Origin of the sequence: Dyella halodurans (assembly GCF_026283925.1) — a bacterium.
GTDB classification, from domain to species: domain Bacteria; phylum Pseudomonadota; class Gammaproteobacteria; order Xanthomonadales; family Rhodanobacteraceae; genus Dyella; species Dyella halodurans.
In genome coordinates this window covers 1-26902 of the sequence record NZ_JAPDPF010000011.1, presented here as the reverse complement: position 1 = coordinate 26902, position 26902 = coordinate 1, and the positions used below count along the sequence as shown (strand labels likewise).

23 protein-coding genes are annotated in these 26902 nt (G+C 65.6%); 8 read left to right on the top strand and 15 right to left on the bottom strand.

Features of this window, described 5'->3' with window-relative positions; all coding sequences use genetic code 11:
* Window positions 1–67 precede the first annotated feature (67 nt).
* A complete protein-coding gene (locus OUZ49_RS18805; protein ID WP_380004234.1) occupies window positions 68–577 on the bottom strand; it encodes a transcriptional repressor in 510 nt (169 codons plus the stop codon).
* A gap of 26 nt (window positions 578–603) precedes the next feature.
* Window positions 604–864, bottom strand: coding sequence for a hypothetical protein (locus OUZ49_RS18800; protein WP_323134948.1), 261 nt, complete (start codon window positions 862–864; stop codon window positions 604–606).
* A 114-nt stretch (window positions 865–978) separates the two neighbouring features.
* On the opposite strand from OUZ49_RS18800, the gene OUZ49_RS18795 reads away from it, so the two are divergent.
* The 5 genes from OUZ49_RS18795 (at window position 979) to OUZ49_RS18775 (ending at window position 9064) form a co-directional block, all read left to right on the top strand.
* Window positions 979–1677 (top strand): response regulator transcription factor, encoded by a 699-nt coding sequence (locus OUZ49_RS18795; protein WP_266152145.1) that lies wholly within the window; start codon window positions 979–981, stop codon window positions 1675–1677.
* Window positions 1670–3043, top strand: a complete 1374-nt coding sequence (locus OUZ49_RS18790) for a sensor histidine kinase (protein WP_266152144.1) — start codon at window positions 1670–1672, stop codon at window positions 3041–3043. Before OUZ49_RS18795 ends, OUZ49_RS18790 begins: the two co-directional genes overlap by 8 nt.
* Before the next feature lie 147 nt (window positions 3044–3190).
* Window positions 3191–4366 (top strand): efflux RND transporter periplasmic adaptor subunit, encoded by a 1176-nt coding sequence (locus tag OUZ49_RS18785; RefSeq protein ID WP_266152143.1) that lies wholly within the window; start codon window positions 3191–3193, stop codon window positions 4364–4366.
* A 40-nt stretch (window positions 4367–4406) separates the two neighbouring features.
* Window positions 4407–7595, top strand: coding sequence for an efflux RND transporter permease subunit (locus tag OUZ49_RS18780; RefSeq protein WP_266152142.1), 3189 nt, complete (start codon window positions 4407–4409; stop codon window positions 7593–7595).
* 8 nt (window positions 7596–7603) lie between these two features.
* The gene (locus tag OUZ49_RS18775) at window positions 7604–9064 is read left to right on the top strand and encodes an efflux transporter outer membrane subunit (protein ID WP_266152201.1); all 1461 of its coding nucleotides are present in this window, start codon (window positions 7604–7606) and stop codon (window positions 9062–9064) included.
* 167 nt (window positions 9065–9231) lie between these two features.
* Here OUZ49_RS18775 and gltX read toward each other — a convergent pair whose 3' ends face one another.
* Together gltX and OUZ49_RS18765 are read right to left on the bottom strand one after the other, a co-directional pair.
* On the bottom strand, window positions 9232–10632 hold the full coding sequence (gene gltX, locus OUZ49_RS18770; protein WP_266152141.1) for a glutamate--tRNA ligase: 1401 nt from the start codon (window positions 10630–10632) through the stop codon (window positions 9232–9234).
* Window positions 10633–10739: 107 nt separating this feature from the next.
* Window positions 10740–11174, bottom strand: a complete 435-nt coding sequence (locus tag OUZ49_RS18765) for a DUF4399 domain-containing protein (protein ID WP_266152140.1) — start codon at window positions 11172–11174, stop codon at window positions 10740–10742.
* Between the two features lie 166 nt (window positions 11175–11340).
* Between OUZ49_RS18765 and OUZ49_RS18760 the strand changes: the two genes are divergently transcribed.
* A complete protein-coding gene (locus OUZ49_RS18760; RefSeq protein WP_266152138.1) occupies window positions 11341–12501 on the top strand; it encodes a glycosyltransferase family 4 protein in 1161 nt (386 codons plus the stop codon).
* Window positions 12470–13042, top strand: coding sequence for a phosphatase PAP2 family protein (locus tag OUZ49_RS18755; protein WP_266152137.1), 573 nt, complete (start codon window positions 12470–12472; stop codon window positions 13040–13042). The genes OUZ49_RS18760 and OUZ49_RS18755 overlap by 32 nt, the downstream gene beginning before the upstream one ends.
* 580 nt (window positions 13043–13622) lie before the next feature.
* Here OUZ49_RS18755 and accD read toward each other — a convergent pair.
* The 3 genes from accD to trpB are packed head-to-tail and all read right to left on the bottom strand — an operon-like array spanning window position 13623 to window position 16556.
* Window positions 13623–14495, bottom strand: a complete 873-nt coding sequence (accD, locus tag OUZ49_RS18750) for an acetyl-CoA carboxylase, carboxyltransferase subunit beta (protein WP_266152136.1) — start codon at window positions 14493–14495, stop codon at window positions 13623–13625.
* Between the two features lie 52 nt (window positions 14496–14547).
* Entirely contained in the window at window positions 14548–15348 is an 801-nt protein-coding gene (gene trpA, locus OUZ49_RS18745; protein ID WP_266152135.1) for a tryptophan synthase subunit alpha, read from the bottom strand.
* On the bottom strand, window positions 15345–16556 hold the full coding sequence (trpB, locus tag OUZ49_RS18740; RefSeq protein ID WP_266152134.1) for a tryptophan synthase subunit beta: 1212 nt from the start codon (window positions 16554–16556) through the stop codon (window positions 15345–15347). Before trpB ends, trpA begins: the two co-directional genes overlap by 4 nt.
* Window positions 16557–16676: 120 nt before the next feature.
* Here trpB and OUZ49_RS18735 point away from each other — a divergent pair, with 120 nt between their 5' ends.
* The gene (locus OUZ49_RS18735; protein WP_266152133.1) at window positions 16677–17570 is read left to right on the top strand and encodes a LysR family transcriptional regulator; all 894 of its coding nucleotides are present in this window, start codon (window positions 16677–16679) and stop codon (window positions 17568–17570) included.
* A gap of 30 nt (window positions 17571–17600) precedes the next feature.
* On the opposite strand, the gene OUZ49_RS18730 is transcribed toward OUZ49_RS18735, so the two are convergent.
* From OUZ49_RS18730 to prmB, 8 genes are all read right to left on the bottom strand, one after another.
* A complete protein-coding gene (locus OUZ49_RS18730; RefSeq protein ID WP_266152132.1) occupies window positions 17601–18224 on the bottom strand; it encodes a phosphoribosylanthranilate isomerase in 624 nt (207 codons plus the stop codon).
* On the bottom strand, window positions 18221–18988 hold the full coding sequence (gene truA, locus OUZ49_RS18725; RefSeq protein WP_266152131.1) for a tRNA pseudouridine(38-40) synthase TruA: 768 nt from the start codon (window positions 18986–18988) through the stop codon (window positions 18221–18223). The genes OUZ49_RS18730 and truA overlap by 4 nt, the downstream gene beginning before the upstream one ends.
* A 107-nt stretch (window positions 18989–19095) precedes the next feature.
* Window positions 19096–21462, bottom strand: coding sequence for a motility hub landmark protein FimV (locus tag OUZ49_RS18720; protein WP_266152130.1), 2367 nt, complete (start codon window positions 21460–21462; stop codon window positions 19096–19098).
* 183 nt (window positions 21463–21645) lie between these two features.
* Window positions 21646–21933, bottom strand: coding sequence for a hypothetical protein (locus OUZ49_RS18715; protein ID WP_266152129.1), 288 nt, complete (start codon window positions 21931–21933; stop codon window positions 21646–21648).
* Complete coding sequence (locus tag OUZ49_RS18710) at window positions 21933–22961, bottom strand: aspartate-semialdehyde dehydrogenase (RefSeq protein ID WP_266152128.1); 1029 nt, start codon at window positions 22959–22961, stop codon at window positions 21933–21935. The genes OUZ49_RS18715 and OUZ49_RS18710 overlap by 1 nt, the downstream gene beginning before the upstream one ends.
* A 114-nt stretch (window positions 22962–23075) precedes the next feature.
* Window positions 23076–24095, bottom strand: coding sequence for a 2-hydroxyacid dehydrogenase (locus OUZ49_RS18705; RefSeq protein WP_266152127.1), 1020 nt, complete (start codon window positions 24093–24095; stop codon window positions 23076–23078).
* Between the two features lie 56 nt (window positions 24096–24151).
* The gene (aroC, locus tag OUZ49_RS18700; RefSeq protein ID WP_266152126.1) at window positions 24152–25240 is read right to left on the bottom strand and encodes a chorismate synthase; all 1089 of its coding nucleotides are present in this window, start codon (window positions 25238–25240) and stop codon (window positions 24152–24154) included.
* A gap of 139 nt (window positions 25241–25379) precedes the next feature.
* Entirely contained in the window at window positions 25380–26300 is a 921-nt protein-coding gene (gene prmB, locus OUZ49_RS18695; protein WP_266152125.1) for a 50S ribosomal protein L3 N(5)-glutamine methyltransferase, read from the bottom strand.
* Between the last annotated feature and the right edge of the window lie 602 nt (window positions 26301–26902).

Sequence of the window (26902 nt, the reverse complement as noted above, 5' to 3'; positions counted from 1 at the left end):
CAGGCGAGACATGTTACATTATAACGTAGCAAACGCAAGCGAAGCGCCGACCAGACGCTTCGCGGCCTTAGCCCTTGCGGCAGTTCTTGCAGAGACCGTGCACTTCCAGCGTCTGCGCCTGCGGCCGGAAGCCGAACGCCTTGGCCTGGGCTTCGATCAGCTCGGCCACGCGCTCGTCGCAGACTTCCTGGGCGCTGGAGCAGTTGTCGCAGATCAGGAACGGCACTTGATGCGCCTCCGCCGGGTGATGGCAGGAGACGAAGGCGTTGATCGATTCCAGCTTGTGGATGAAGCCGTGTTCGAGCAGGAAGTCGAGGGCGCGGTACACCGTGGGCGGCGCCGCATTGCCATGGCGCTCACGCAGCTGGTCGAGCAGATCGTAAGCCTTGACCGGCTGGCCCGCAGCGGCGACCAATTCCAGCACTTCCTTGCGCAACGGCGTCAGCCGCAGGCCGCGCGCCTCGCTGGCATGCTCCACCGCACGCACGAAGCTCTGGGCGTCGTCGTGATCATGGTGGTGATGCACGTGCAGCTTGTCGGAAGCGATATGACTCAAAGAATTCACCTCGGTAGCCATCATACACTCCCGCCCGAGAACCTCCGTTAGCGCCTGCGCGGCAGCGGCGGCGGCTCGGGTCGCGGCTTGGGGCGGGAACGCCCCAGCACCACGATCCAGCCGAGCGGCCCCAGCACCACGGCCCAGACGATGCCTTCCACCAGCCGTCCACGCCACCAGCCCAGCACGGCCCCCACCACCACAAAGACCACGCTCCACCAGAACAGCGCCGCCCAGGGCAGCAAGGCCATCAGGTTCAGGAAGATGTGCATGAAGGCATCGGGACTGTCGGGATCCACGCCCTGCATTGCCTTTTCCAGCCATTGCTCCACGTCGACCCCGCCGAATCACTACGATAGTGCCGATGATGAAGCGTCGACACCCGGCTTGCACCCACGGGCGTCGCATACCGGACGGAAACCATGCGCTGCCTGTTGATCGAGGATGACCTCCACACCGCCGACCTGATCCGCGAAGGCCTCCACGAAGCTGGCCATCAGGTCGAGGTATGCCATAGCGGCACGGACGGCGTAGAGCGCGCCAATGGCGAGCTGTGGGACCTCATCGTCCTGGACCGCATGCTGCCTGGCGGCGTGGATGGACTGGAGATCCTCGCGACGCTGCGTTCGCGCGACGACCGCACGCCGGTGCTGGTGCTCAGCGCACTCAGCAGCCTGGATGAACGTATCCGCGGCCTGCGCAGCGGCGGCGACGACTACCTGACCAAGCCGTTTGCCCTGGACGAGCTGCTGGCTCGCATCGAAGCCCTGGCACGGCGCGCCAGCCCGCGCATCGAGCCGGAGTTGCTGAGCGTTGGCGACCTGACGCTGGACCCGCGCACCCGCCGCGTGTTCCGCGACAACCTGCCGATTCCGCTGCAACCACGCGAATACCTGCTGCTGGAATACCTGATGCGTCATCAGGACGAGGTGGTCACGCGCAAGATGCTGCTGGCCGCGGTCTGGGGCTATCACTTCGATCCGGAGACGAATGTGATCGACGTGCAGATGAGCCGCTTGCGCAACAAGATCGACAAGGACAACACGCAGCCACTGATACGCACGGTGCGTGGCGTGGGTTTCACCCTTGGTATGCGTAGCCAGGACTCCAGCGATGGCTAGCTTTCGCCACTCGGTGGTGTTTCGCATGTCGGCCGGCTACGGCGCGCTGCTGCTGCTCTCGGTGGCCTTGATTTCCACCGTGTTCTATATCGGCACGGCCGGCCTGCTTGGCCGCAACATCGACACCCAGCTGCGCAGCACCTCGCGCCACCTGGTGCAGGTACGCGAGCAACGCGGCAGCGACGCGCTGGTGCGCGAGATCCACAACCTGCTGACCGACAACCAGGACAGCGATACGGAGATCTATCTGCTGCTCGATGCCGACGGCCACAAGCTCATCGGCAACCTCACCGCATGGCCGCGCCCGGCAACGATTGCCGAAGGGCTGGAAAAGGTCGACGTGGAACGCGTCGGCCGGCAATCCAGCAGCCGCCTGCTGACTTATCGTTTCGCCGACGGCGGCATGCTGCTGGTCGGCCGCGACATGCAGGACGTGCGCGAACTGGAGCACATGGTGCTGGTGGCGCTGGGGCTGGGTGGCCTGCTCGCGATCCTGCTGGCGGGCGCGGGCTCGATCCTGTTTCGCGACCAGCTGCAGCGGCAGCTGAAGGCCATCCACCATGCGACCACAGAGATCGCCGCGGGTCGGCTGGACCGCCGCATCACCATCGGCGCCTCCAAGGACGAGTTCGCCGTGGTGGCCCGCGACGTCAACGACATGCTCGACGAGATCGAGCGTTTGATGGATACCTCCCGCCAGGTGTCCAATGCCATCGCGCACGATCTGCGCACGCCGCTGGGCCGCATTCGCGCGGCGCTGGAACAGGCGTTGCGCTCACCCCAGCGCCCCGAGCGCCTGCCCCAGGCCGGGCAGTACGCCATCGACGAGATCGACGGCCTCATTACGGTGCTCGACAAGCTGTTGCAGATCGCCGAGGCGGAATCAGGCGTCCGGCGACAAAGCTTCGAAACCCTGCCGGTGCGCGAACTGCTCGACGACATCATCGAGCTCTACCAGCCCGCAGCGGAGTCCCTCTCGATCCATCTGACCCATGACGTCGACGGCGAACCCCAGATCCTCGCGGATCGCCATCTACTGGCCAACACCTTGGCCAATTTGCTGGATAACGCGTTCAAGTACGCCGGCCATGGGGCAACGGTCGACGTGCGTACCGTGGAAGCGAACGGGATGGTGGCCATTACCGTGCAGGACAACGGGCCGGGCATCCCCGCCGCCGCGCTGTCGCGCGCCACCGAGCGCTTCTTTCGGGTCGATAGCAGTCGCCACCAGCGCGGCAACGGCCTGGGCCTCAGCATCGTGGCTGCCGTGGTTTCGCTGCACCGAGGCCAGCTGACCCTGGAAAACACCTCGCCTGGGCTGAAAGTGAGCATGCTGCTGCCCGCCGCCAACCTTTCCAAACCGTAACTGTTGCCGGCGCCAGCGCGCGACTAAGGTGCGCGCGGGCAGCTCTTGCGTCATCCCCGTCACGACGGCCGTCGTCGATACCGTGCGCGAGCGCCAGCCAGACCAAAACGCCACTCCCGGCGTTTGGCGCGATCGGCAATGAGGGCCATGAAGAAACTCGGCGAACGATTCATCGCTGGCGGCTGCCTGTTGGCGGCCATGTTGCTCGCCTGGTCTTGCCAACAGCACGGCACTACACCACCGGGTGCCGCGTCACGCACCGCGCCGGCATCGAGCCAGACCGTCACGATCAATGCCGAGCAGGCGCGCCAGGTCCATGTGACCTCGACTACCGATCGCGATTTTGCGCCTTACATCCAGGCCGTCGGCTATGTGGACTTCGATCAGGATCACCTGGCCCAGGTCACCTCGCCGTATGCAGGGCGCGTGCGCGAGGTATTCGCCAAGGCCGGCGACGCCGTGACGCGGGGCCAGCCGCTGTTTTCGGTGGACAGCCCCGACCTCGCCCAGGCGGAAGCCACCCTGGTCAGTGCCGCGGCCAGTTGGACGCAGACCCGGGCCGCGCTGACGCGGGCCAAGGGCATGGCGCAAGTCCAGGCCAATGCACCGCGTGACCTGGAACAAGCCGTAGCCGACCAGCAAACCGCCGAGGGCAATTACCAGGCGGCACGTCGCGCCTTGCTGATTTTTGGCAAGAGCGAGGCCGACATCGACCGCATCGCGGCCGCACGCCGCGTCGATGGCGAATTGCGCATCAACAGCCCGATCACCGGCCTGGTGGCCACGCGCAATATCGCTCCCGGCAGCCTGATTCAGCCCGGCAGCAGTCCGGCGCCGTTCAATGTCGCCGATGCGTCCAGCTTGTGGCTGGTTGCGAACGTCGCCGAGACTGATTCGCCCCTGTTGCATCCAGGCCTGCCGCTGGTCGCCAACCTGGACGCACTACCAGGCCAGCGCTTCGAGAGCCCGATCGACTACGTGGGCAGCAGCTCCGATCCGAATACGCATCGCGTCGTCGTGCGCGCCACCTTGCATGCGCCGGCCGCCGGCCTTCGGCCGCAGATGTTGGCCGACTACACCATCCGTACCGCCGAACCGACACGCCACATTGCGGTGCCTGAAGACGCGGTGGTGCGTGAGGGCGACGGCAGCATGGTGATCTTCACGACCCGCGACGGCCGCAGCTTCACTCGTCGTCCGGTGAAACTCGGCGCACCGCAGGACGGCTACTTCCCGGTGCTGTCCGGCCTTTCGAGCCACGAGCAGATTGCGGCGGAAGGCGCGCTGTTCCTCAGCAACGCACTGACCCTGCAGTCGCAGTAGGGCCGGTGGCGCCACTCCCCTTCCTTATCAGGGACTGATCGTGCTCAGAGGTATCGTCGCGTTCGCGCTGACCCGTCGCGCCATTGTGCTGATGGCGCTGGCCGCCTTCGCCGTGGCCGGCGTGGCGGCTTACTCCAGGCTCAATATCGAGGCCTATCCCAACCCTGCACCGGTCATCCTGGAGATTACTGCGCAGGCGCCCGGCCTGTCGGCCGAGGAGATGGAGCGCAGCTATACCCGTCCGATGGAAGTCGGGCTTGCCACCACGCCCGGCGTGGAAAGCATCCGCTCCACCTCGTTCTACGGCTTGTCCTTCGTGCGCGTCACCTTCAAGTACGGCACGGACTATTACTTCGACTACACGCAGGCCGCGCTGGCACTGCAGCAAAACGTCAGCTTGCCAAACAACGTGCAGCCGCAGATCCAGGCCTCCAGCCTGGTCGGTGAGATCTTCCGCTACCAACTGGTGGGGCCGCCGGGCACCAGCCTTACCGATCTGCGCACGCTGCAGGACTGGGTGGTAACGCGCCGGCTGCTGTCGGTGCCGGGTATCGCGCAAGTCGTCACCTGGGGCGGCACGACCAAGGAGTACGACGTCGAAGCCGACCTGCACAAGTTGCAAGGCTACGGCATCACCCTGCCCCAGCTGGTCGCAGCGATCGGCAACGCCAACACCAACGTGGGCGGCCGGACGATCAATATCGGGCAACAGTCGGTGAATATCCGCGGCGTCGGCTTGATCAAGGACGTCGACGACATCGGCAACATCGTGCTCAACCAGTCCAACGGCACGCCCGTGCTGGTCAAGGACCTGGCCAAGGTCAAGATCGGCTTCGTGCCGCGACTGGGGCGCGCCGGCCGCGACCACCAGGACGACGTGGTCACCGGCATCGTGGTGATGAATCGCACGCTGCAAACCAAGGAAGTGGTGGCCAGGGTCCAGGACGAAATCACCAAGCTCAATAGCGATGGCACGCTGCCAGCGGGCGTCAAGCTGGTGCCGTTCTACGATCGCTCGACCTTGATTGCGGTGACCACGCACACGGTGCTGCACAACCTGATTTTCGGCTGCCTGCTGGTATTCCTGATCCAGTGGATCTTCCTGGGCGACCTGCGCAGCGCCATTATCGTCAGCGCGAATATTCCCATCGCGCTGTTCTTCAGCATCATCATCCTGGTCCTCCTGGGCGACTCGGCCAACCTGCTCTCGGTAGGCGCCGTGGACTTCGGCATCATCGTCGACTCGGCGGTGATCCTGATCGAGAACATCTTCCGCAATTTCCAGAAATCCTCGGCAGAACACCAGGAGCTGCTGCAGGACCTCGCGCAAAGCGACATGGCCGGCTATGTGCGCGGCGGTGCCGCCAAGGGCTGGACCGACCGCTTGCGCCTGCTGTTTGTCAGCACGATCCAAGTCGATCGCGCCGTGCTGTTTTCGTCCGCCATCACGGTGGCCGCGTTCATCCCGCTGTTCACCATGCAGGGCGTGGAAGGACAGATCTTCAATCCGATGGCGCGCACCTATGCGTATGCGCTGACCGGCGCCTTGATTGCCACGTTTACCATTTCGCCCGTGCTGGCATCCTTGCTGCTGCCCAAGCACATCAAGGAAACCGAGACGATCTTCGTGCGCGCGATCCGTCGCGTGTATTCGCCGGTGTTGCGCTGGGCGCTGGATCGTCGCAAGACCACGGTGGCGGTCGGCGTGGGCTTCCTGTTGTTCGCCACGCTGCTGTTGACGCGGGTCGGCACCGAATTCCTGCCGGCGCTGGAAGAAGGCAATTTGTGGATTCGTGCATCGATGCCAACCACGATCTCGCTTGAGGCCGGCAAGGACAAGGTCGACCGCATGCGCGAGATCCTGTTGAAGCATCCCGAAGTCATCACCGCGGTGTCGCAGCACGGTCGCCCCGACGACGGCAGCGATGCCTCCGGCTTCTACAACGTCGAGCTGTTCGTGCCACTGAAACCCGAGGGTGAGTGGCCTCGCGGTCATACCAAGGCCCAGCTGGTCGCCTCGCTGCAGCAAGAGTTCGACAACGCCTTGCCGGGCGTCGACTTCAATTTCTCCCAATACATCCAGGACAACATCGAGGAAGGCCTGTCCGGCGTGAAGGGCGCGAATTCGGTAAAGATCGTCGGTCCCGAGCTACCGGAACTGGAACGCCTGGCGGACCAGGTGATGCATGAGATGCGGCAAGTGCCCGGCGTGCAGGATCTGGGCGTATTCCATGTACTGGGCCAGCCCAACCTCAACATCACGGTCGACCGCGCCAAGGCGGCCCGCTATGGCCTCAATACCGGCGATATCAATACCGTGGTGCAGGCAGCCGCAGGCGGTACGGAAGCGACCGTGGTGCAGGAAGGCGAACGACAATTCTCGCTGCAGGTACGGCTGGCGCCGCAGTTCCGTTCCAGCATCCAGGCCATTGGCAACATCCAGGTGGGTTACGCGCTGCCGAACGGCGGTACGGCCTATGTGCCGCTGCGCGATGTCGCGGCCATCTCGCTGGACACGGGTGCCTCGTACATTTATCGCGAGCGCAACGAGCGCTTCGTGCCGGTGAAATTCAGCGTGCGTGGTCGCGACCTGGGCAGCACCGTGGCCGAAGCCCAGCAGCGCATCGCCGAACACGTCATCCTGCCCACTGGCTATCACCTGGCCTGGGCAGGCGAATTCGAGGACCTGCAGCAGGCCAAGCATCGCCTCGCGGTGGTGCTGCCCATCGCGATCGGCCTGATCCTGGCCCTGCTGTTCGCCTTGTTCAACTCCATGCGCGACAGTCTGTTGACGCTCGCCGCGATTCCGTTCTCGATTGCGGGCGGCATCATCGCGCTTTACCTGTCCGGGCTTGATTTAAGCGTCTCCGCGGCGATCGGCTTCGTGTCGCTGTTTGGCGTGTCGGTGATGAACGGCATCCTGGTGATCACTTATTTCAACCATCTGCTGTTCGAGGGCCATACGCCGATTGAGGCGATGTATCGAGCCGCCGAGCAACGCATGCGACCGATGCTGATGACCGCGCTGTCGGCCTGCATCGGACTGTTGCCGGCGGCACTGTCCACCGGCATCGGCAGCCAGGTGCAGCGACCATTGGCCACCGTGGTGGTCGGCGGCATGCTGCTGGGTCCGGTGATGCTGCTGGTCGTGGCACCGGCCCTGCAGGTGCTGGTGGTGGAATGGTCGCAGCGACGCAAGCAGCGACGCCTGGAAGGAGCTGCGCCATGAGCCGTCCCATGAAAACCTGGCGCCGCACCTTGCTGGCCACGACCCTGGCGACCTGCTGCGGCGGGTGCGCCGTAGGCCCGAACTACCAGCGTCCGGAAACACCCTCGCCTGCGCAGTTCACGCGCGAGGCGCTACCTGCCGCGACCGGCTACGACGAGGCCAAGTTGCAGCAGCTGGCCGCCGGCCAGGCCATCGCGCAGACGTGGTGGCAGGTGTTCGGCTCCGCTGCGTTGAACGATCGCGTGCAGCGTGCGCTGGCCCACAATCCGGACCTGGATGCCGCGATGGCGGCACTGCGCCAGGCACAGGAGAACGTCGCCGCACAGCGCGCCACTTATTTCCCGTCGGCCCAGCTCAACTACACGCCATCGCGTCAGCGCGACGCCGTGGGCACGCTGGCGCCCACGCTCGCATCCAATGCCACCTACTACACGCTGCACACCACGCAGCTGAATATCAGCTACGCACCGGACGTGTTTGGGCTCAACCGGCGCACCGTGGAGTCACTGCAGGCGCAGGCCGAGAACCAGCGCTATCAACTCGAAGCGGCACGCCTCAGCCTGGCCTCCAACGTGGTGAATGCGGCCATCCAGGAAGCATCGCTGCGCGCGCAGATCGACGCGACCGAGGCGGTCATTACTGCGCAGACGCGAGCGCTGGACATCCTGCATAACCAGGCACGGCTTGGTTACGCCTCCGGGCTGGATGTCGCCGCCCAGGAAAGCGCGCTCGCCCAGGCCAGACAAGCCTTGCCCGGGCTGCAGAAGCAGTTGGAGCAGAATCGCGACCTGCTGGCCGTGCTGTGCGGCGACACGCCCGACCAGGCTGGCGCTGCGCAGTTCGATCTCGAACACCTCAACCTGCCGGTGACGCTGCCGCAAGGCGTGCCCTCGCAGCTGGTGGACCAGCGTCCCGACGTGCGCGCCGCCGAGGAGAATGTGCATGCGGCCAGCGCCGAAGTCGGCGTGGCCCTGGCCAATCGCCTGCCACAGTTCACCCTCTCCGGTGCCTATGGCGGTAGTTCCACCTCGTTCACCCGCATGTTCACCGACGACAATATTTTTTGGGCGCTGGCCGGCAGCGTCAGCCAGACCGTGTTCGACTTCGGTGCGCTGAAGCACAAGCAACGGGCCGCGGAAGCCGCCTTGCAGCAATCAGCCGCGCAATACCGCAGCGTGGTGCTCGGCGCGTTCCAGAACGTGGCCGACACCTTGTATGCCATCGACAGCGACGCACGGGCCTTTGCCGCGGCCGACGACGCCGAACACGCGGCAGCGCGCACGCTGGAACTCACCCAGAAACAGCAGCAGCTTGGCTACGTGAACGTGTTGGTGCTGATCAATGCGCAACAGGCGTACCAACAGGCGCGCATTGCGCGCATCCAAGCCCAGGCAGCGCGGCTTAGTGATACGGCGGCGTTGATACAGGCGCTGGGCGGTGGGTGGGAGGCGAGCGAGAAGTCAGGTTGACGACTCCGTCATCCCCACGGCTTTCAACAGCCGAAGGGCTGGTCAAGCGGGGATCCAGTGTCTTGGCTTCGGCCAGTAAAGTCGCTGGATCCCCGCTTTCGCGGGGATGACGATGAGGGAGACCAGCCGATTTTATGCCGCTGCTCGCCTCAGCTTCCTCTTGCGCCTCAGCCCTTCGCCTTGGCGATGGCGTCATCGACCCGCTTGAGCGCTTCCGCGCGGCCCGCCAGATACACGGTGTGCTCGATCGACGGCGACACTTGTGTACCGGTCATCGCCACGCGCAGCGGCTGGGCGATCTTGCCCATGCCCAGCTCCAGCTTGGCGGCGACCTGCTCGATCACCTGATGGATCGCCTCGGGCGTCCAGTCGCACCCCGCCAGCAGCGCCTTGGCGGCCTCCAGCACCGCTACGGCGCTATCGTTCTGCAGGTGCTTGGCGACGGCCTTGTCGTCCCACTCCAGGATTGGCCCGTACCAGATCTTCGCGCGCTCGGCCATTTCCTTCAGCGTCTGCACGCGGTCGCGCAGCGCCACGATCACTTCGGACGGCTTCGGTCCCTGGTTGAAATCGATCCCCGCCTGGCTCAGGTGCCACTCGAATTCCGGCGCGATCGCGGCCGGATCTTCGGACTTCAGGTAGTGCTGGTTGAGCCAGGACAGCTTGGTCACGTCGAAGCGCGAGGCGGCCTTGTTGACGTCGCCGATGTCGAACAGACGCACCATCTCCTCGGCGGAGAAGATTTCCTGGTCGCCATGCGACCAGCCCAGTCGCACCAGGTAGTTCAGCAGTGCGTGCGGCAGGAAGCCGTCGTCGCGATACTGCATCACGCTTACCGCACCGTGGCGCTTGCTGAGCTTCTGGCCGTCCGGGCCCAGGATCATCGGCAGGTGCGCGAACTCCGGCACCGGCGCGCCCAGCGCGTGGTAGATATTGATCTGGCGCGGCGTGTTGTTGACATGGTCGTCGCCACGGATCACCTCGGTGATGCCCATGTCGATATCGTCGACCACCACAGCGAAGTTGTAGGTGGGCCAACCGTCGGATCGGAAGATCACCAGGTCGTCCAGCTCGCTATTGCTCCACTCCACCCGGCCCTTGACCTTGTCGTCGAACACCACCGAGCCTTCGGTCGGGTTCTTGAAACGGATCACGCGGTTCGGATCGTCGCGATACGGCTCGTTGCGCTCGCGGTAATAGCCGTTGTAGCGGGGCTTCTCGCCCTTGGCCATGGCCTCGTTGCGCATGGCCTCGATCTCGTCCTTGCTCTCGTAGGCGTAGTAGGCCTTGCCGGCCTTCAACAGCTCGTCGGCGACCTGCTTGTAGCGCTCCAGGCGGGCGGTCTGGTAGATCGGACCTTCATCGTGATTGAGGCCAAGCCAGTGCATGCCGTCGAGGATGGCCTGGACGGCCTCCTCGGTGGAGCGCTCGCGATCGGTATCCTCGATGCGCAGCACGAATTCGCCACCGCGGCGACGCGCCTCCAGCCAGCAATAGAGTGCGGTGCGTGCACCGCCGATATGCAGGAAGCCGGTGGGACTGGGGGCAAAGCGGGTGCGGACGGTCATAGGACGCGGCTGTCTTGAAAGGCGAAAACGAAGATTTTAGCCGATCCGCACCGTCGACCGGCGAGCCGGAGGCGGCGATCGCATCGGACCGCCGCCCCGGACCGGATTTACTTCACGTGCACGGTGATCTTCGGCGACACCAGCGGCGGGTCGAACGGAAGATGATTCTCGTCGGCCAGCTCCAGCTGCAGGGTGTGCGTGCCCGGTGCGAGCTTGAGCGTGGTTTCGGTCTGGCCGTTGCCGAAGTGCAGGTGGTGCTCGTCCTTTGGAATCGGCTGGCCGGCGGCCGGCATGTCGGTCACATCGACCAGCAGGTGATGGTGGCCGGTACCTTCCTTCTTCACCCCGGCGGGCGCGACACCCATGCCCTTGAGGCCGAATACCACGGTGAATTCCTGGCCCACGGTGGCACCGTCCTTCGGCGAGACGATGTAGACCTCGGCACCCGCGGGGGCCTTTGTCACCGGCAATCCCGGTGCATCGGCGGCGAAGGCACTGCAAGTCAAGGTGGCCAGGGCCAGGGCGAGCAAGATGCGTTTCATCGACGTGTCTCCTCGGTGACAGGTGCGGGGAGTGTACTCGTCCAAAAGCATTCTCAGCGTTTGCAGCGACGCTGCGGAACCGCCGTCACGCCGTCGTCATACGTACGCCACGCCCCGGCAACGCCACGGGTGGAATCTGCTCCGGGCCAGCAGACGGTATGTACAAGTGCGCATCGGCATTGTCAGCGAGACTTATCCACCCGAAATCAACGGCGTGGCACTGACCGTGCACAGCCTCGCCGCCGGACTGGCGTCGCATGGCCACACGGTCGATCTGATCCGCCCCCGCCAACAGCAAGTGTTCGACGACGAACCGGGCATCACCACGCTGGAAGTCCGTGGGGCCTCCCTGCCCCGCTACCCAGGCCTGCGCTTCGGCCTTCCCGCCAGCAGCGCACTGCGGGAGCGCTGGACCCGCCTGCGTCCCGACGCGATCTACGTCGCCACCGAAGGCCCCTTGGGCTGGTCTGCCGTGCGCACTGCCAAGCGGCTCGGCATCCCCACCGCCACCGGCTTCCATACCCGCTTTGACACCTATGCCGACCACTACGGCGTCGGCTTTCTTACGCCGGTGGTGAGGAATTACCTGCGTCGATTCCATCGCCGCGCGGCAGCCACCCTGGTGCCGACGGAGGCCTTGGCCAAGGAATTGGCCGCCCTCGGCGTCGACACGGCTCGCCTGCTTCGTCGCGCGGTCGACACCCAGCTGTTTCATCCGCGCTACCGCGATGTCGAACTGCGCCGTAGCTGGGGCGTGGATGGCAACACGCCGGTCGTGTTGTATGTGGGACGCATCGCGCCGGAGAAGAACCTCGATCTTGCCGTGCGTACGTTCCGCGCCATCCAGCAGCTGGTGCCCAACGCACGTTATGTGTGGGTGGGCGATGGCCCGGCTCGCGCGGCATTGCAGGAAGCGAATCCGGATTTCATTTTCGCCGGCATGCAGCGCGGTGAAATGCTTGCGCGCCATTACGCCAGCGCGGACCTGTTTCCGTTTCCCAGCCTCAGCGAGACGTTCGGCAACGTCATCCTCGAAGCGCTCGCCTCCGGCCTGCCCGTGGTCGCCTACGAGGAAGGCGCCGCGCGCGAGCATCTGCACAGCGGCCACAACGGCTATCGCATCGACGTCGGCGACGAGAAAGCCTTTATCCAATCCGCCACGACCCTGGCCAGCAACGCGAGCCTGATTCGTCACATGGGGCGCGCGGCGCACGCCAGCATCGCCAATCTCTCGCCGGATGCGGTTATCGGCGAGTTCGAAAACCTGTTGCGTGAACTGGCCCAGGAGCTCACTCATGAACGCCATGCCGCCGTTGCACACGCCTGAGTTGCCTGCCGGCCCCAGGCTGGCCATTGACCGCCGCATGTGCGTGGCGGCGAACCGCTGGGGCACACGCCGCGCCGTCGGCGTGTTCTTCGGCATCATCAGCCGACTCGGTGATGGGGTGTTCTGGTATTCGCTGATGCTGGTGCTCGCCCTGGTCGGCGGCCGCCACGGCCTGCTCGCGGCCACGCAGATGGCGGTGACGGGACTCGCCGCATTGCTGCTCTATCGCCTGCTCAAACGCTATACGCGCCGGCCACGCCCGTTCCGCGCCTGCCCAGGCGTGATCGCGCACGTGCCGCCGCTGGACGAATTCAGTTTTCCTTCCGGCCATACCTTGCAGGCGGTGAGCTTCACCGTGGTGGCACTCGCCTGGTATCCGGTGCTGGCCCCGTTGCTGCTGACGTTCACCACCCTGGTGGGCGCGTCACGCGTGATACTGGGATTGCACTATCCCAGCGATGTGTTCGCGGCGACGCTGATTGGCAGCGCGCTGGGTGCGCTCTCGCTGTGGTTGCTGCCGTTGCATTCGCTGATGCTGTGATTCACCGCGCTGCGCATTTCGTGGCCAGTGCGTCGCAGTTGCTTTGAACTCAAGCGGATAGCACACCTATCCACAGGCTTTACCGTCGCGCATCCACATCGGCTGTGGAAAACACACGGGCCCTCGTCACCGATTCGCGCGCGCGTGCTGATCAAAACATCGTCACGGCGTAACAAGTGCCTGTTCGCAAAGGTCACATTCAAGCTTGTCCACAGGCTTACGCAAACACCATCCACAATCGCTGTGGAAAACTCCGCATCAGCCGCTGCCAGCAGCTGCGCAAATAGTGATCACGGTGTAGCAAGTGCCTGACCGCAAAGCATGCAACAGCACTTTTCCACAGGCTTACCCCGAGCGCGTCCACAGTGGCTGTGGAAAAGTGCAGCGCACTTGCGCGCGTTCTGGTCATATCTTCATCACGGTGTAGCAAGTGCTTGTCGTCAAAGGCCCCAAGCGGGCTTTTCCACAGGCTTACCCAGGTTGCATCCACATTAGTTGTGGAGAACTTCAATCGACGCAAACGAAAACAGCGCCTCGCTGGGCGAGACGCTGTTCTTGATCAAGCCTCGTTGTAGCGCGATCAGGCGACGCGCGGCGCCTTCATCAGCAGGCCGAGCAGATCGGCCAGCTTGTCGCGCATCTCACGACGATCGACGATCAGGTCGACGGCGCCATGCTCGACCAGGAACTCCGAACGCTGGAAGCCTTCCGGCAGCGTCTCGCGCACGGTCTGTTCGATCACGCGCGGGCCGGCAAAGCCGATCAGCGCCTTCGGCTCGGCGACATTGATGTCACCCAGCATGCCCAGGCTGGCCGACACGCCGCCGGTGGTGGGGTGCGTCAGCACGCTGATATACGGCACGCCGGCATCGCGCATGCGCGCCAGCGCCGCCGACGTCTTCGCCATCTGCATCAGCGAGAACAGCGACTCCTGCATACGCGCGCCACCGGTGGCGGAGAAGCACACCAGGGCACTGCGATCGGCCAGCGCGCGTTCGGCGGCGCGGGTGAACTTCTCACCCACTACCGAGCCCATCGAACCGCCCATATAGGAGAACTCGAACGCGACGGCCATCAACGGACGACCCTTGAGGCGACCGCTCATGGCCAGCAGAGCGTCCTTTTCGCCGGTCGACTTTTGCGCCGCGATGATGCGGTCGCGATACTTCTTGGAGTCGCGGAACTTCAGCGGATCGCTGGGCTCCATGCTGGCCCACAACTCCTGCGTCGAGCCCGCGTCGAGGAAGGAATCGAGACGCGCGCGGGCGTCGATGTTGTGGTGATGGCCGCACTTGGGGCAGACCATCAGGTTGCGTTCCAGCTCCGGGCGATACAGCACGGTGCCGCAACCGCCGCACTTCTCCCACACGCCCTCGGGCACCTTGCCCTTGCCGGCGGTGGAGGAAGCCTGCGTGCGGGCACGCGGAGTCATGATTTTCTGCAGCCAGTTCATCGCAACACCTCAAACGTTCATGACGCGACGCCGCGTCAGACGCAGCGTGTGCTCAATGCGCATCCAACGCGGCGCGAATCGGGGCGAGGAAAGCGCGTGCCCGCGCGGTGACGTCCTCGACGTCCTCCGCACCGGCCAGCCGCTCCACCAGCGCGCTGCCGATCACCACCGCATCCGCAAAACCGGCGATTGCCGTGGCGGTCTGCGCATCGCGCACACCAAAGCCAACGGCCACCGGAGCCTTGGACTTCGCCCGGATCTCGGCCACGCGCGCGGCGATGTCGCCGGTGCTCAATCGCGCTGCGCCTGTGATGCCGGCGAACGAGACATAGTACAGGAAACCCTGGGCCGACCCGCACAACTCCACCATACGCCCGGGTGCGGTGGTGGGCGCCGCGAGCAGGATCTGCTGCAGGCCAGCATCGCGCAGTGGCTGCAGCACGGCCGATTCTTCCAGCGGACAATCGACCACCAGCACGCCATCGACCCCCGCCTGCACCGCCTCGGCAGCGAAACGGGCGTAACCATGGATCTCGATCGGGTTGAGGTAGCCCATCAACACCACCGGGGTGTCCGCATCACGCCGCCGGAACTCGGCCACATAGCCCAGCACATCGACCAGGCCGACACCCTTCTCGATGGCGCGCTCGCTGGCGTGCTGGATCACCGGGCCATCGGCCATGGGATCGGAAAACGGCACACCGAGCTCGATCACGTCGGCGCCCGCCTCGACCAGGGCATGCATCAGGGCTACTGCATGTTGCGGCGCCGGATCGCCTGCGGTGACAAAAGGAATCAGGCCGGTGCGGCCAGCCGCCTTCAGCTGGGCGAAGCGGCGATCGATGCGACTCATACCTGCACTCCTTCGCGTGCGGCAATCGTGTGAACGTCCTTGTCGCCGCGACCGGAGAGGTTGCACAGCACCAGGCCGTCCTTCGGATACTCGCGCGCCAGCTTGATCGCCTGCGCGACGGCGTGGCTGGACTCCAGTGCAGCCAGGATGCCTTCGGTGCGCGCCAGGAGATGGAAAGCCTCGAGCGCCTCGTCATCGGTGACACCGACATATTCCGCGCGGCCGGCATCCTTGAGGAATGCATGCTCGGGACCGACCCCGGGATAGTCGAGACCGGCCGAGACCGAATGCGTCTCGGTGATCTGGCCGTTGTCGTCGCACAGCACATAGGTGCGATTGCCGTGCAGCACGCCTGGACGACCCGCCGCCAGCGAGGCTGCGTGGTGCCCCGTCGCAATCCCCTCGCCCGCCGCCTCGGCGCCCACGATGCGCACCTTGGCATCGTTGAGGAAAGCGTGGAACAGGCCGATCGCGTTCGAGCCGCCGCCGACGCAGGCCGTCAGCACGTCCGGCAGGCGACCGAATTGTTCCAGCATCTGCTCGCGCGCTTCCCGGCCGACGATCGCGTTGAAGTCGCGCACCATCAGCGGATACGGATGCGGGCCAGCCACGGTGCCAATGATGTAGAAGGTGTCGGCCACGTTGGTGACCCAGTCGCGCATGGCCTCGTTAAGCGCGTCCTTGAGCGTCTTCGAGCCGGAGGTGACCGGCACCACCTCGGCGCCGAGCAGCTTCATGCGGTAGACGTTGATCTTCTGCCGCTCGATATCGACCGCGCCCATATAGACCACGCACTTCAGCCCGAAGCGCGCCGCCACGGTGGCGCTGGCCACGCCGTGCTGGCCGGCGCCGGTCTCGGCGATGATGCGCGGCTTGCCCATGCGCCTGGCTACCAGGGCCTGGCCGATGGTGTTGTTGATCTTGTGCGCGCCGGTGTGATTCAGGTCTTCGCGCTTGAGCAGGATGCGTGCGCCGCCGACGTGCTGCGACAGCCGCTCGGCGTAGTAGATCGGGCTGGGCCTGCCCACGTAGTACTTCAGGTCGCGGTCCAGCTCGGCCAGGAATTCGGGGTCCTGGCGGAGCCGCAGATAGGCCTCGGTCAGTTCGGCCAGCGGCGCCATCAGGGTTTCGGCGACATAACTGCCGCCGTAGTTGCCGAAGCGGCCGTGCTCGTCGGGATAGACGCTGAAATCAGTGATCTGGCTCATGAATCCACTCGTGAAACGGCGGCGGAACGCTCCCGCCATGCGCTGGTCACCCTACCCCAAAGAACGCATGGCCAAAAGCGATATGATGGCCACAAACTGTCAGGAAAACTCACATATCCCATGCCCCGCCCGCTGCCCTCGCTAAACGCCCTGCATGCTTTTGAAGCCGCAGCACGCCTGGGCAGCGTCAGTCGTGCGGCGACCGAATTGCACGTCACCCACGGCGCCGTCAGCCGACACATTCGCGCACTGGAAGACGAAATGGGGCTCAGCCTGTTTCAGCGCCAGGGGCGGGGACTGGCGCTGACGCCCGCAGGCCAGCGCCTGCGCGACACCAGCACGGCCGCCTTCGCCCAGCTGCGCGAAGCCTGCGAAGAACTGCGCCAGGACGCCTCGCTGGCGCCGTTCGTGCTGGGCTGCCCGGTCAGCCTGTTGGCGCGCTGGATGATTCCGCGGCTGGAGCGCCTGATGGCCGACCTGCCTGAGTTGTCCCTGCATCTTCGCCCACAGGAAACGCGATTCGACGAGGCGCTGAACGGACTCGATGCCGCCCTGCTGGCCGGCGAACCACCGTGGCCGGCGACCTGGCAGGTTCGACCGCTGGCGCGCGAACGGATCGGCCCGGTGGTCAGCCCGCAGTACGCCCAGGACCAGGCACTCGTCCACGCCGCGCCTGAAGCCTTGCTGGACCTGCCCTTGCTGCACACGCTATCGCGACCGAAGGCGTGGCAGACCTGGTTTCAAGGCGTCGGCCTACCGGGCGATGCGCTGCTGCTCGGACCGGGCTATCCCCACCTGTACCACCTGGTTGAAGCTGCCGTGGGCGGCCGCGGCGCTGCCATCGCCCCGGCGCAGCTTGTCGCCGATGACCTGGCCAGCGGGCGCCTGATCGCGCCGTGGGGGTTTCAGGAAACAGCAGGCCAATGGGTGCTGGCCGTGCCAGCCCGCGGGCCGTCCCTGCGGGCTGAAGCGCTGACCTTCTGGCTGCAGCGGGAATTCATGGCGCCATCGTAGGCGCGCGGCAACCCAAGCCCGCCGACTTGCTCAGCCGGCGCTCGCCTCGCGTACGGCGCGCACAAAATCCGCCATCTTGTGCGGGTCCTTGATGCCCGGCGCCGACTCGATGCCACTGGCCACGTCCACCGCCCAGGGCTGGGCGATGCGGACCGCTTGCGCCACGTTCGCGGGCGTGAGCCCGCCGGCCAGGATCAAGGGCTGCGCCAGATCCTTCGGCATCAAGGTCCAGTCGAACGCCTTGCCGCTGCCGCCCGCCTCGCCGAGACCGTGCCCATCCAGCAGCAGGCCAGCGGCGCCGGGATAGTCGCGCAGGCGCGGCAACGCGGCAGCGCCCTCGCCCATCGCGATGGCCTTCAGATAGCGCCGGCCGAATTGGGCGCACCAGTCGTCGCGTTCGTTGCCGTGGAACTGCAACAGATCGGGCTGCACCGCGTCGATCGCGTCCTGCACCAGTCCCGCATCGTCGTCCATGAACAACGCCACGGTCGAAACGAAGGGTGGCAAGGCACGGCAGATCGCGCGCGCCTGCTCCAACGACACCCGACGGCGACTGCGCGCGGTGAACACCACACCGATGGCATCCGCACCCAACCGCGCTGCCAGCAGCGCATCCTCGACCCGGGTCATGCCGCAGCATTTGATGCGGGTCATTGGCTTACCTCGGCTGGCAGGCCCCAATGCGCTTCGTAACGCGGACCGATAAAGGTCAGCCCCGACGCCAGCGCGGTAGGACCGGCGACCTCCCGGCTGCGACCCGCCAGCAGCTCGCCCATCCACGACACCGGCTGCTCGCCGCGCCCGATCGGCAGCAGCGAGCCGACGATGTTGCGCACCATGTGGTGGAGGAACGCATTCGCCTCGATCTCGATGATCACCTGCTCGTCCTCGCGCCGCACGCTGACCGCTCGTACTTCGCGGCGCGCGTGCGCTGCCTGACAGGAAATGGCGCGGAACGCGCTGAAATCATGCTCGCCCATCAGCACCTGGGCCGCGTCATGCATGCGCGCGGCATCCAGGGGCAAGCGCTCCCAGGTCACATAGCGCGCTTCCAGCGCCCCGCGGACCTGGCGATTGAGGATGCGGTAGCGATAGCGTCGGCTGCGCGCCGAGAACCGCGCATGGAATGCCTGGTCCACCGGTTGCGCCCACAACACCGCCACGCTGGACGGCAGGTTGGAGCAGCCGCCCAGCACCCAGCTGCGCGGATCGCGCTGCACTTCCGTGTCGAAATGCACCACCTGGCAACGGCCATGCACGCCGGCGTCGGTACGCCCCGCGCAGGTGACTTCGACGGGCTGGGCGGCGACGAACGACAACGCCCGCTCCAGCGCACCTTGCACGGTTTCGCCGTGGCTCAGGCGCTGCCAGCCGGAGAAGTCGGTGCCGTCGTACTCGATACCCAGGGCAAGTCGCATGAAAAAATAAACGTGAAAAACAAGGGCGCACAGGTTAGCAGGCTCCATACGAACTCGGGCCGGCAAAGGCCGGCCCGAGTGGGAGTCTCAATGATGCACCGGGTACGTCAGTGCAGGCTGTCGAGCAGGCGCTTGGCCACGTCCTTCTGCATCTGCGTGCCTTCGTGCATCACTTCCTCGAGCATGGCCTGTGCACCATCCGGGTCGCCCATGTCCACGTAAGCGCGGGCAAGGTCCAGCTTGGTATCGACCGGGTCGTCGCTGAGCTGGCCCAGCTCATGATGGGATTCCTCGGCCAGCATGTCCTCTGCCGGCTCGGTGAACTCCCAGGTCGAAGCATGCCGCGGCTCGAGCTCTTCCTCGACGTCCTTGCCGGCCATGACGGCCTCCGACTCATGCGCCGGGGCCTTAGCGGCGCCGTGTGCCGGGCGCGGCGTCAGGTCGAAGTCGAAGTGATACTCGCTGACCTTGTGGTTTGCCGCATGCTGCGGGGCCGGCGGCGGCTCGCTCGCCTTGCTCTCGTTGACATAGCTGTCCAGGTCGAAATGATGCAGCGCATCACGCTCGTCCGCACCACGCGGCGGCACCGGTGCAGCGGCAGCGAACAGCGGGTGCTCCGGCACCAGGTCCTCGCCCATGTGCACGACGTCCTGCCATTCCGGCTGATGCGGATCGGCAATATGCGCATGCATGGCCTCGGCCGCCGCCTCGAAATGTTCGACGTCGCGGCGCACGTAATAAAGGCTGACCAGTTCCAGGTGCAGGCCGACGTCGTCCGGATGCTCGGCCAGCTGGTCGAGCAGTTCGTCCTGATCCAGATCGGGGCCGCCGTGACCTGCTGCAGGGATGGTGCCGAAGTGATCGGCCAGCGACGAAGCGCCCGCCGCTCCGGCCGCGGCCGGCTTGCGGCTGCGTCCGCGCATGGCCAGCAGCAGCAGTCCGACCACCGCTACCGCACCAGCGCCCCAGGCCCAGGTCTGCATGTACCAGGGATCTTCCTCAGCCACGGGTGCCGGCTTGAGCGCCGGCTTCACCACCGGCTTGGCCGGCGCTGGCTTCGCCGCGGCCGGTGTCGCGCTGGCCTGCGGCGCGCTGGCGCTGGCAGCCGGCGTGGCAGTGGCCGTGGTGGCGGCAGCATGCGCGGTGCTGGCTGGGGCGGGCTGGGCCGTCGCGGCGTCAGCCTTGACCACGGTCTCCGCGGTAACCGCCTTGGCCGGCGCACTGGCCGGCGCAGTCGCCACCGTCGTCGCCGCAGCCGGCTTGGCCACCATCGCGTCAGCAGGCGCGCCGGCCGCCTTGCGAGCTTCGGCCAGCTTGTGCTGCAGCTCGGCGATCTCATTGTCCTTGAGCGAGAGCAGGCGCTCGTTCTTGCTGTTGATGTCTTCCAGGTCTTTCAGGCGCGCCTTCAGCTCGTCACCCTGCTTGGTCAGGGTGGTGAGCGATTCCTGGCTGCGCAACAGATCCTGATGCAGGGCAGCCATGCCCTTCTCGGCCTTGTCGCCCTTGCCGCCGTGACCGGCGGCGCTATCGGCGCCCTCCTTGGCCGGGACCAGGGCCAGGTGATCGCCGGCAGGTGCCGTGGCCGTGGGTGCCGACGACGCATTGGCGCGCGTGCCAGCGTCGGCCACGGTGGTCGGCGCGCGGGCGGCGCCCGAGCGCCAGTCGCCGTTCTGGCGGCGCACCTCGGCCATGGCAGCGGCCAGGGCGGTGGCCTGTGCATCCTCGCGAGACGGCACGCGCAGCACGGCGCCGGTCTTCAGGGCATTGATATTGTCGCGGTAGAAGGCATCCGGGTTGGCCTGCTTGAGCGCCAGCATCATCTGGTTGACGTCGACGCCATCCGGCGCAGTTTCATGCGCGATCGCGGTGAGCGTCTGGCCACTTTCGACCGGACCGAAGCTGCCGCCGGCCGCCACGCGAGGCGCGGGGGCTGGCTTGGCCGGCTTCGCTGCGGGAGCCGGTGCGGGTGCCGCGGCAGCCGTGCTCTGGGTGCTGGCAGCCGCCGGCGTCGGCGCAGTGGCGTGACGCGAAGCCTTGGGGCTGGCCTGCGCCGGCGCGCGCGTGGCAGGCACGCTGGCGGTCGAATTCGGCGGATCGAGCAGGATGGTGAATTCGCGCAGGCTCTTGCCGGCGCCGTTGTTGACCTCGACCAACAGGTCGAGATAGGGGTCATTGACTGGCGCACTGCTGGTGATGCGGATGACCTTCTTGCCGTTGGCAGCGTCCACCACGGCAAATTCCAGGGGAATCGTCGGGCCGGCGGCGACGCCGGCCGAGGCCGCGTCCTGGGCCGACGCGAGCCGCGCGGTGAGGTTCTGCAATTCCGCCGGACTCTCGGGGTTTACCGGTATCTCGGCCAGCAAGGGCTGTCCCAGGGCTGACTTCACCTGGATCTGGCCCAGCTCCAGTGCCATTGCCTGGCTGCTGCCCAAGGCAAGCGCCATTAGCATCGACAGCTTCAACGAACGATTCATCGCGTATTCCCCCGAACGACCCCGTGACGTTTCTTATCGGCTTACCGCTTGGCGGCAGCACCCGGAACGAGGCGTCACTTTAGTTAGGTAAAGGCCAATCAACAATAGCGTTGGCCAATGCTTACGACATCTTGCTACGGTTTGTTCTTGCTTGGAAAGGCGCCCCGGGCGCGCCCCGCCCGCCTAAGGGTGCGCGTTCCCCGGTGGCGCCGCCTTGAGTGCCTTGAGTTGTTGCTGCAGCTCGGCGATGGCCTGGTCCTGCTGCTTCAGTTTCGCATCGTTCTGGTGCGTGAGGGATTCCTGCCGCTCAACGCCCGTTTGCAGCTCCTTGACCTTCGCCGCCTGGGTGGCGATTTCGTGATCCAGTCGCTTCGGGTCCTTTATCGGGCCGGCCGACTGGACATCCGCTGCCCGGACCGGCGCAGCCAGCGCCAGCACACACCACGCCAACCCGGACAGCATGCCTTTCATTACAGGTAATCCTCGATCAGCAATTCAGCGATCTGCACGGCATTGAGCGCCGCGCCCTTGCGGATATTGTCCGCGACGATCCACAGGTCCAGGCCGCGCTCGTGCGAAATGTCTTCGCGAATGCGGCCCACGAAAACCGGGTCCTTGCCGGCGGCGTCGCTGACCGGGGTGGGGTAGCCGCCGGCCTTGCGCTCGTCCATCACCACCACGCCTTCGGCCTGTTCCAGCAGGGCACGCGCCTGTTCCGCGGTGATCTTGTCGCGCGTCTCCACGTGCACGGCCTCGGCATGGCCGTAGAACACCGGCACGCGCACGGCGGTCGGATTCACCTGGATGGTGTCGTCCTCGAGGATCTTGCGCGTCTCCCACACCATCTTCATTTCTTCCTTGGTGTAGCCGTTGGGCTGGAAGTCGTCGATGTGCGGAATCACGTTGAAGGCGATCTGCTTGGAGAATTTCTTCGCCTCGACATCCTTGAAGCTGAGCATGGCCGCGGTCTGCTGGCCCAGCTCTTCCATGCCGCTGCGACCGGCGCCGGAGACCGACTGGTAGGTCGCCACGTTGATGCGCTCGACGCCGACCGCACGGTGGATCGGCGCCAGGGCGACCAGCATCTGCATGGTCGAGCAGTTCGGGTTGGCGATGATGCCGCGACGGGTGTACTCGGCGATGGCGTGCGGATTGACCTCGCTCACCACCAGCGGGATATCGTCCTGGTAGCGGAACTCCGAGGTATTGTCGATGACCACCGCGCCCGCGGCCGCGGCGCGGTGCGCATGCTCGCGACTGACCGAACCGCCGGCCGAGAAGAACGCGATATCGACGCCGTCGAAATCGTAGTCGGCAAGATTGCGCACGGTGACCTGTTTGCCGTCGAAGGCGATTTTTTCGCCCGCCGAGCGCTCGCTGGCCAGCGGCACCAGCTCGCTGATCGGAAATTCGCGCTCGGCCAGGATCGCCAGCAGGGTTTCGCCCACGGCGCCTGTCGCGCCAACCATTGCCACCTTGTAACTGCTCTTCTTGCTCATATTCCGGTATCAGGTAGGGGTAATCGGAAAACCGTCCGCCGATCTCCGCCTTAGCGGAAATCTAGCCGGGACGGCGCGCAAAACAACCTGCGACACGCCCGAGCGTGAATATCGTCACGCTTTGCGTGTCGCCCAGTGGCTCATCACCGCCGGATTGAGCGGCGTCGGCGGCTTTCCGGCCGCTTCACCGCAACCCAGGGCAGCGATCACATTTTCGGCCGCCACCCGGGCCATGGAGCGGCGCGTATCTTCGCTGGCGCTGGCGATATGCGGGCTCAGCACCACATTGTCCAACGCCAGCAGGTCCGGATGCACCACCGGTTCGCCCTCGAAGACATCCAGGCCGGCTGCCGCCAGTTTGCCATCGCGCAAGGCGGCCGCCAGCGCCGCATCATCCACGATGCCGCCCCTGGCGATATTCACCAGCACCGCCGAGGGCTTCATCTGGGCCAGCTCTTCGGCGCCGATCGCATGCCGGTTCGCGACCGTGAAAGGTAGCACCAGCAGCAGATGATCTGCCTGGCGCAGCAGTTCGGGCTTGCCTACCAGGGTGGCGCCGGATTCGCGCTCGACCGCCTCGGGCAAGCGTGAACGGTTGTGATAGATCACCCGCATATCGAAGCCGGCAGCCCGGCGCGCGATCGCGCGACCGATGCGCCCCATGCCCAGGATGCCGAGCGTCCGACCGTGCACATCGACGCCCAGCCAGTCGTCGAAACGCATGCGGCTGGTCGCCCAGTGCCCTGCCCGCAGCCAGCGTTCCGCCGCACCCATGCGACGGGCGGCGGCCAGCATCAGGGCCCAGGCGTAGTCGGCCACGGTTTCCGTCAGCACGTCGGGCGTGTTGCAGGCGAGCACGCCGGCCTTGGACATCGCATCGAGATCGAGATTGTTGTAGCCGACGCCCAGATTGGCCACCACCTTGAGCCGCTGGTTGCCCTCGAGCACGGCGGCGTCGATGCGGTCCGACAGCCCGATCAAGGCGCCATCGACATGGGCCAGTTTCTCCCGCAATTCCGCCGCGCTGTGCTTTCGCTCCACGGCCTCGGCCTGCACGTCCACGTATTCGGCCAGACGCGCCAGCACATCGGGAAACAAAGGGCGCGCGACCCAGACTTTCGGTTTGGCGATCATCAGCGGTACTTCAAACTCTCTGCATGGGGCGAGGCATCAAGCCAGGCACCCGAAATCTAGGGAATGCGGGGACTCACCTCACCCACGTCACCGCATTGGGCGCGATGGCGCAGCGCGTGATCCATCAGCACGAGCGCCACCATCGCCTCGGCAATCGGCGTGGCGCGGATACCGACACAAGGGTCGTGACGCCCCTTGGTCACCACCTCGACCGCCTCGCCAGCCAGGTTCACGCTACGCCCGGGGATGAGGATGCTGGAGGTCGGCTTGAGCGCCATCGAGGCGATGACCGCCTGGCCGGTGCTGATGCCACCCAGGATCCCGCCCGCATGATTGGACGTAAAGCCGTCCACGGCCATTTCATCACGATGCTGGCTGCCGTGCTGGGTGACCACGGCGAAACCATCGCCAATCTCCACGCCCTTCACTGCATTGATTGACATCAGCGCGGCGGCCAGGTCGCCATCGAGCTTGCCGTAGATCGGCTCGCCCCAGCCTGGAGGCACGCCCTCGGCCACCACGTTCACGCGGGCACCGACCGAATCGCCGGACTTGCGCAAGGCGTCCATATACGACTCCAGCGCTGCCACCTCATGGGCATCGGGCCAGAAGAACGCATTCTGCTCGACCACATCCCAATCGAAGGTGCCGGGGGTGATCTCGCCGATCTGCGCCATGTAGCCGCGCACACGCACACCATGGCGCTCGGCCAGCCATTTCTTCGCGATCACGCCAGCGGCCACGCGCATGGTCGTCTCGCGCGCGGACGAACGCCCGCCGCCGCGCGGATCGCGAATGCCGTACTTCTGCCAATAGGTGTAATCGGCGTGCCCGGGGCGGAACGTCGCCGCGATATCGCCGTAATCCTTGCTGCGCTGGTCGGTGTTGCGGATCAGCAGCGCGATCGGCGTGCCGGTAGTGCGACCCTCGAACACGCCGGAAAGGATTTCCACCTCGTCGGCTTCGCGCCGCTGCGAGGTGTGTCGACTCTTGCCGGTGGCGCGACGATCGAGATCGGCGCGGAATTCCTCCGGCGCAATGGCCAGGCCCGGCGGACAACCATCGATCACGCAGCCAATGGCCGGTCCGTGGCTCTCGCCGAAGGTGGTGACGGTAAACAGTTTGCCGAAGGAATTGCTGGACACGGGCGCAATGACAAGCGGGAAAGCGTCACAGCTTACCCTCTGTGGCGCGCCAGCGGGTGGGCTTGCCCCCGTATCGCCGATGGTTTTACTTGCAACCAAACACGGCCCAGGCTCCGGCGCGGACCGTGGGGGCCCCGGCTTATCGACGTGCCTCGGCCGCCGCACGAATCGCCCCGGCATGCTCGATGAGATCGCGCCGCTCCAGCGCGAACACGCCCATCGCACCCACCTTGAACTCGATCCATACAAACGGGACTTCCGGCAGCAGGGCCGCCAGCGCGTGCTCGCTCTCGCCCACCTCGACGATCAGCAGGCCGTCTTCAGTCAGGTAATCAGCCGCCTCGTTCAGCATGCGCACGCAGATATCCAGGCCATCCTCGCCCGAAGTCAGGCCAAGCTTGGGCTCATGGCTGTACTCGCCCGGCAGCGCGGCGTATTCGTCTTCGGTGACATAAGGCGGATTGGAGACGATAAGGTCGTAACGGCGTCCCTTCAGCCCATTGAACAGGTCAGACTTGACCGCCTCGACGCGACCTTCGACATGCTGGAACACGATGTTCTCGCGCGCCAGCGACAGCGCCTCGTCACTGACATCGACGATATCGACCTGCCAGTCCGGGTTGTACTCGGCCATCGCGATGCCGATGCAGCCCGAGCCGGTGCACAGGTCCAGCGCCCGCTCGACCTGGCGGTGATCCAGCCACGGCGTGAAGCCCGACTCGATCAGCTCGGCGATCGGCGAACGCGGCACCAGGGCGCGGCGATCGCTCTTGAACTTCAAGCCGGCGAACCAGGTTTCACCCACCAGGTAGGCGACCGGCAGGCGCTCGGTGACGCGACGCTCGATCAAGGCCAGCACGCGCTCGCGTTCTTCGGTGGTCAGCCTGCCTGCCCCATAGGCCGGCGGAATATCCGGCGGCAGGTGCACGCTGGCGAGCACCAGATGGGTGGCCTCGTCGATGGGATTGTCGTGGCTATGCCCGAAGGTCAGCCCGGCCGCCGAGAAGCGGCTGGCGCCGTAACGAATGAAGTCGATGATGGAGGCGAGTTCGTGGGTCACGGCGGTTACTGGTTCTTTGGGGGTCGCAAAGTATAGCTGGTGTGGGGCTGGGGGCCGTTGTGGCCCTTCTCCTCTCCGGGTGACCCGAAGGTAGTCCCTGTGGGGTGCAACGGGCGAGCTCTGCTCCTTCTCCCCCTTGGAGAGAAGGTTGGGATGAGGGGCGGGTGCTCCCGGTCACGCGACAACCGAGCGATATGGCCAGCTTGCCGCTTACGCCCGAAGGAAGTGCCCGTGGGACGAAGCGGGTGCTGCTGTGCTCCTTCTCCCCAAAGGGGAGAAGGCTGGGATGAGGGGTGGGTGCTTGCGGTTACGCTACAACCGAGCGTTTTGGCCAGGTTGCCGCTTACGCAGCGGGCGTTTCGATCGCCTGCCGGCGCTCGAGTCACTTTTCTTTGCTGGCCCAAAGAAAAGTAACCCAAAGAAATGGCCTCTAGAAGCTGGTAGCACTCCGTTGAATAGAAGCGTTGGAAGGTCGAGGCGAGCAAATGGCGGGCGGCCCACGGCCGCTACACAGCGGCTACACCGCAACGCGCCAAAGCGGTGAGGACTTAAAGCAGGTCCAGCCGACGGTCGAAACGCTCGCAGTATCCGAAGGCGCGAAA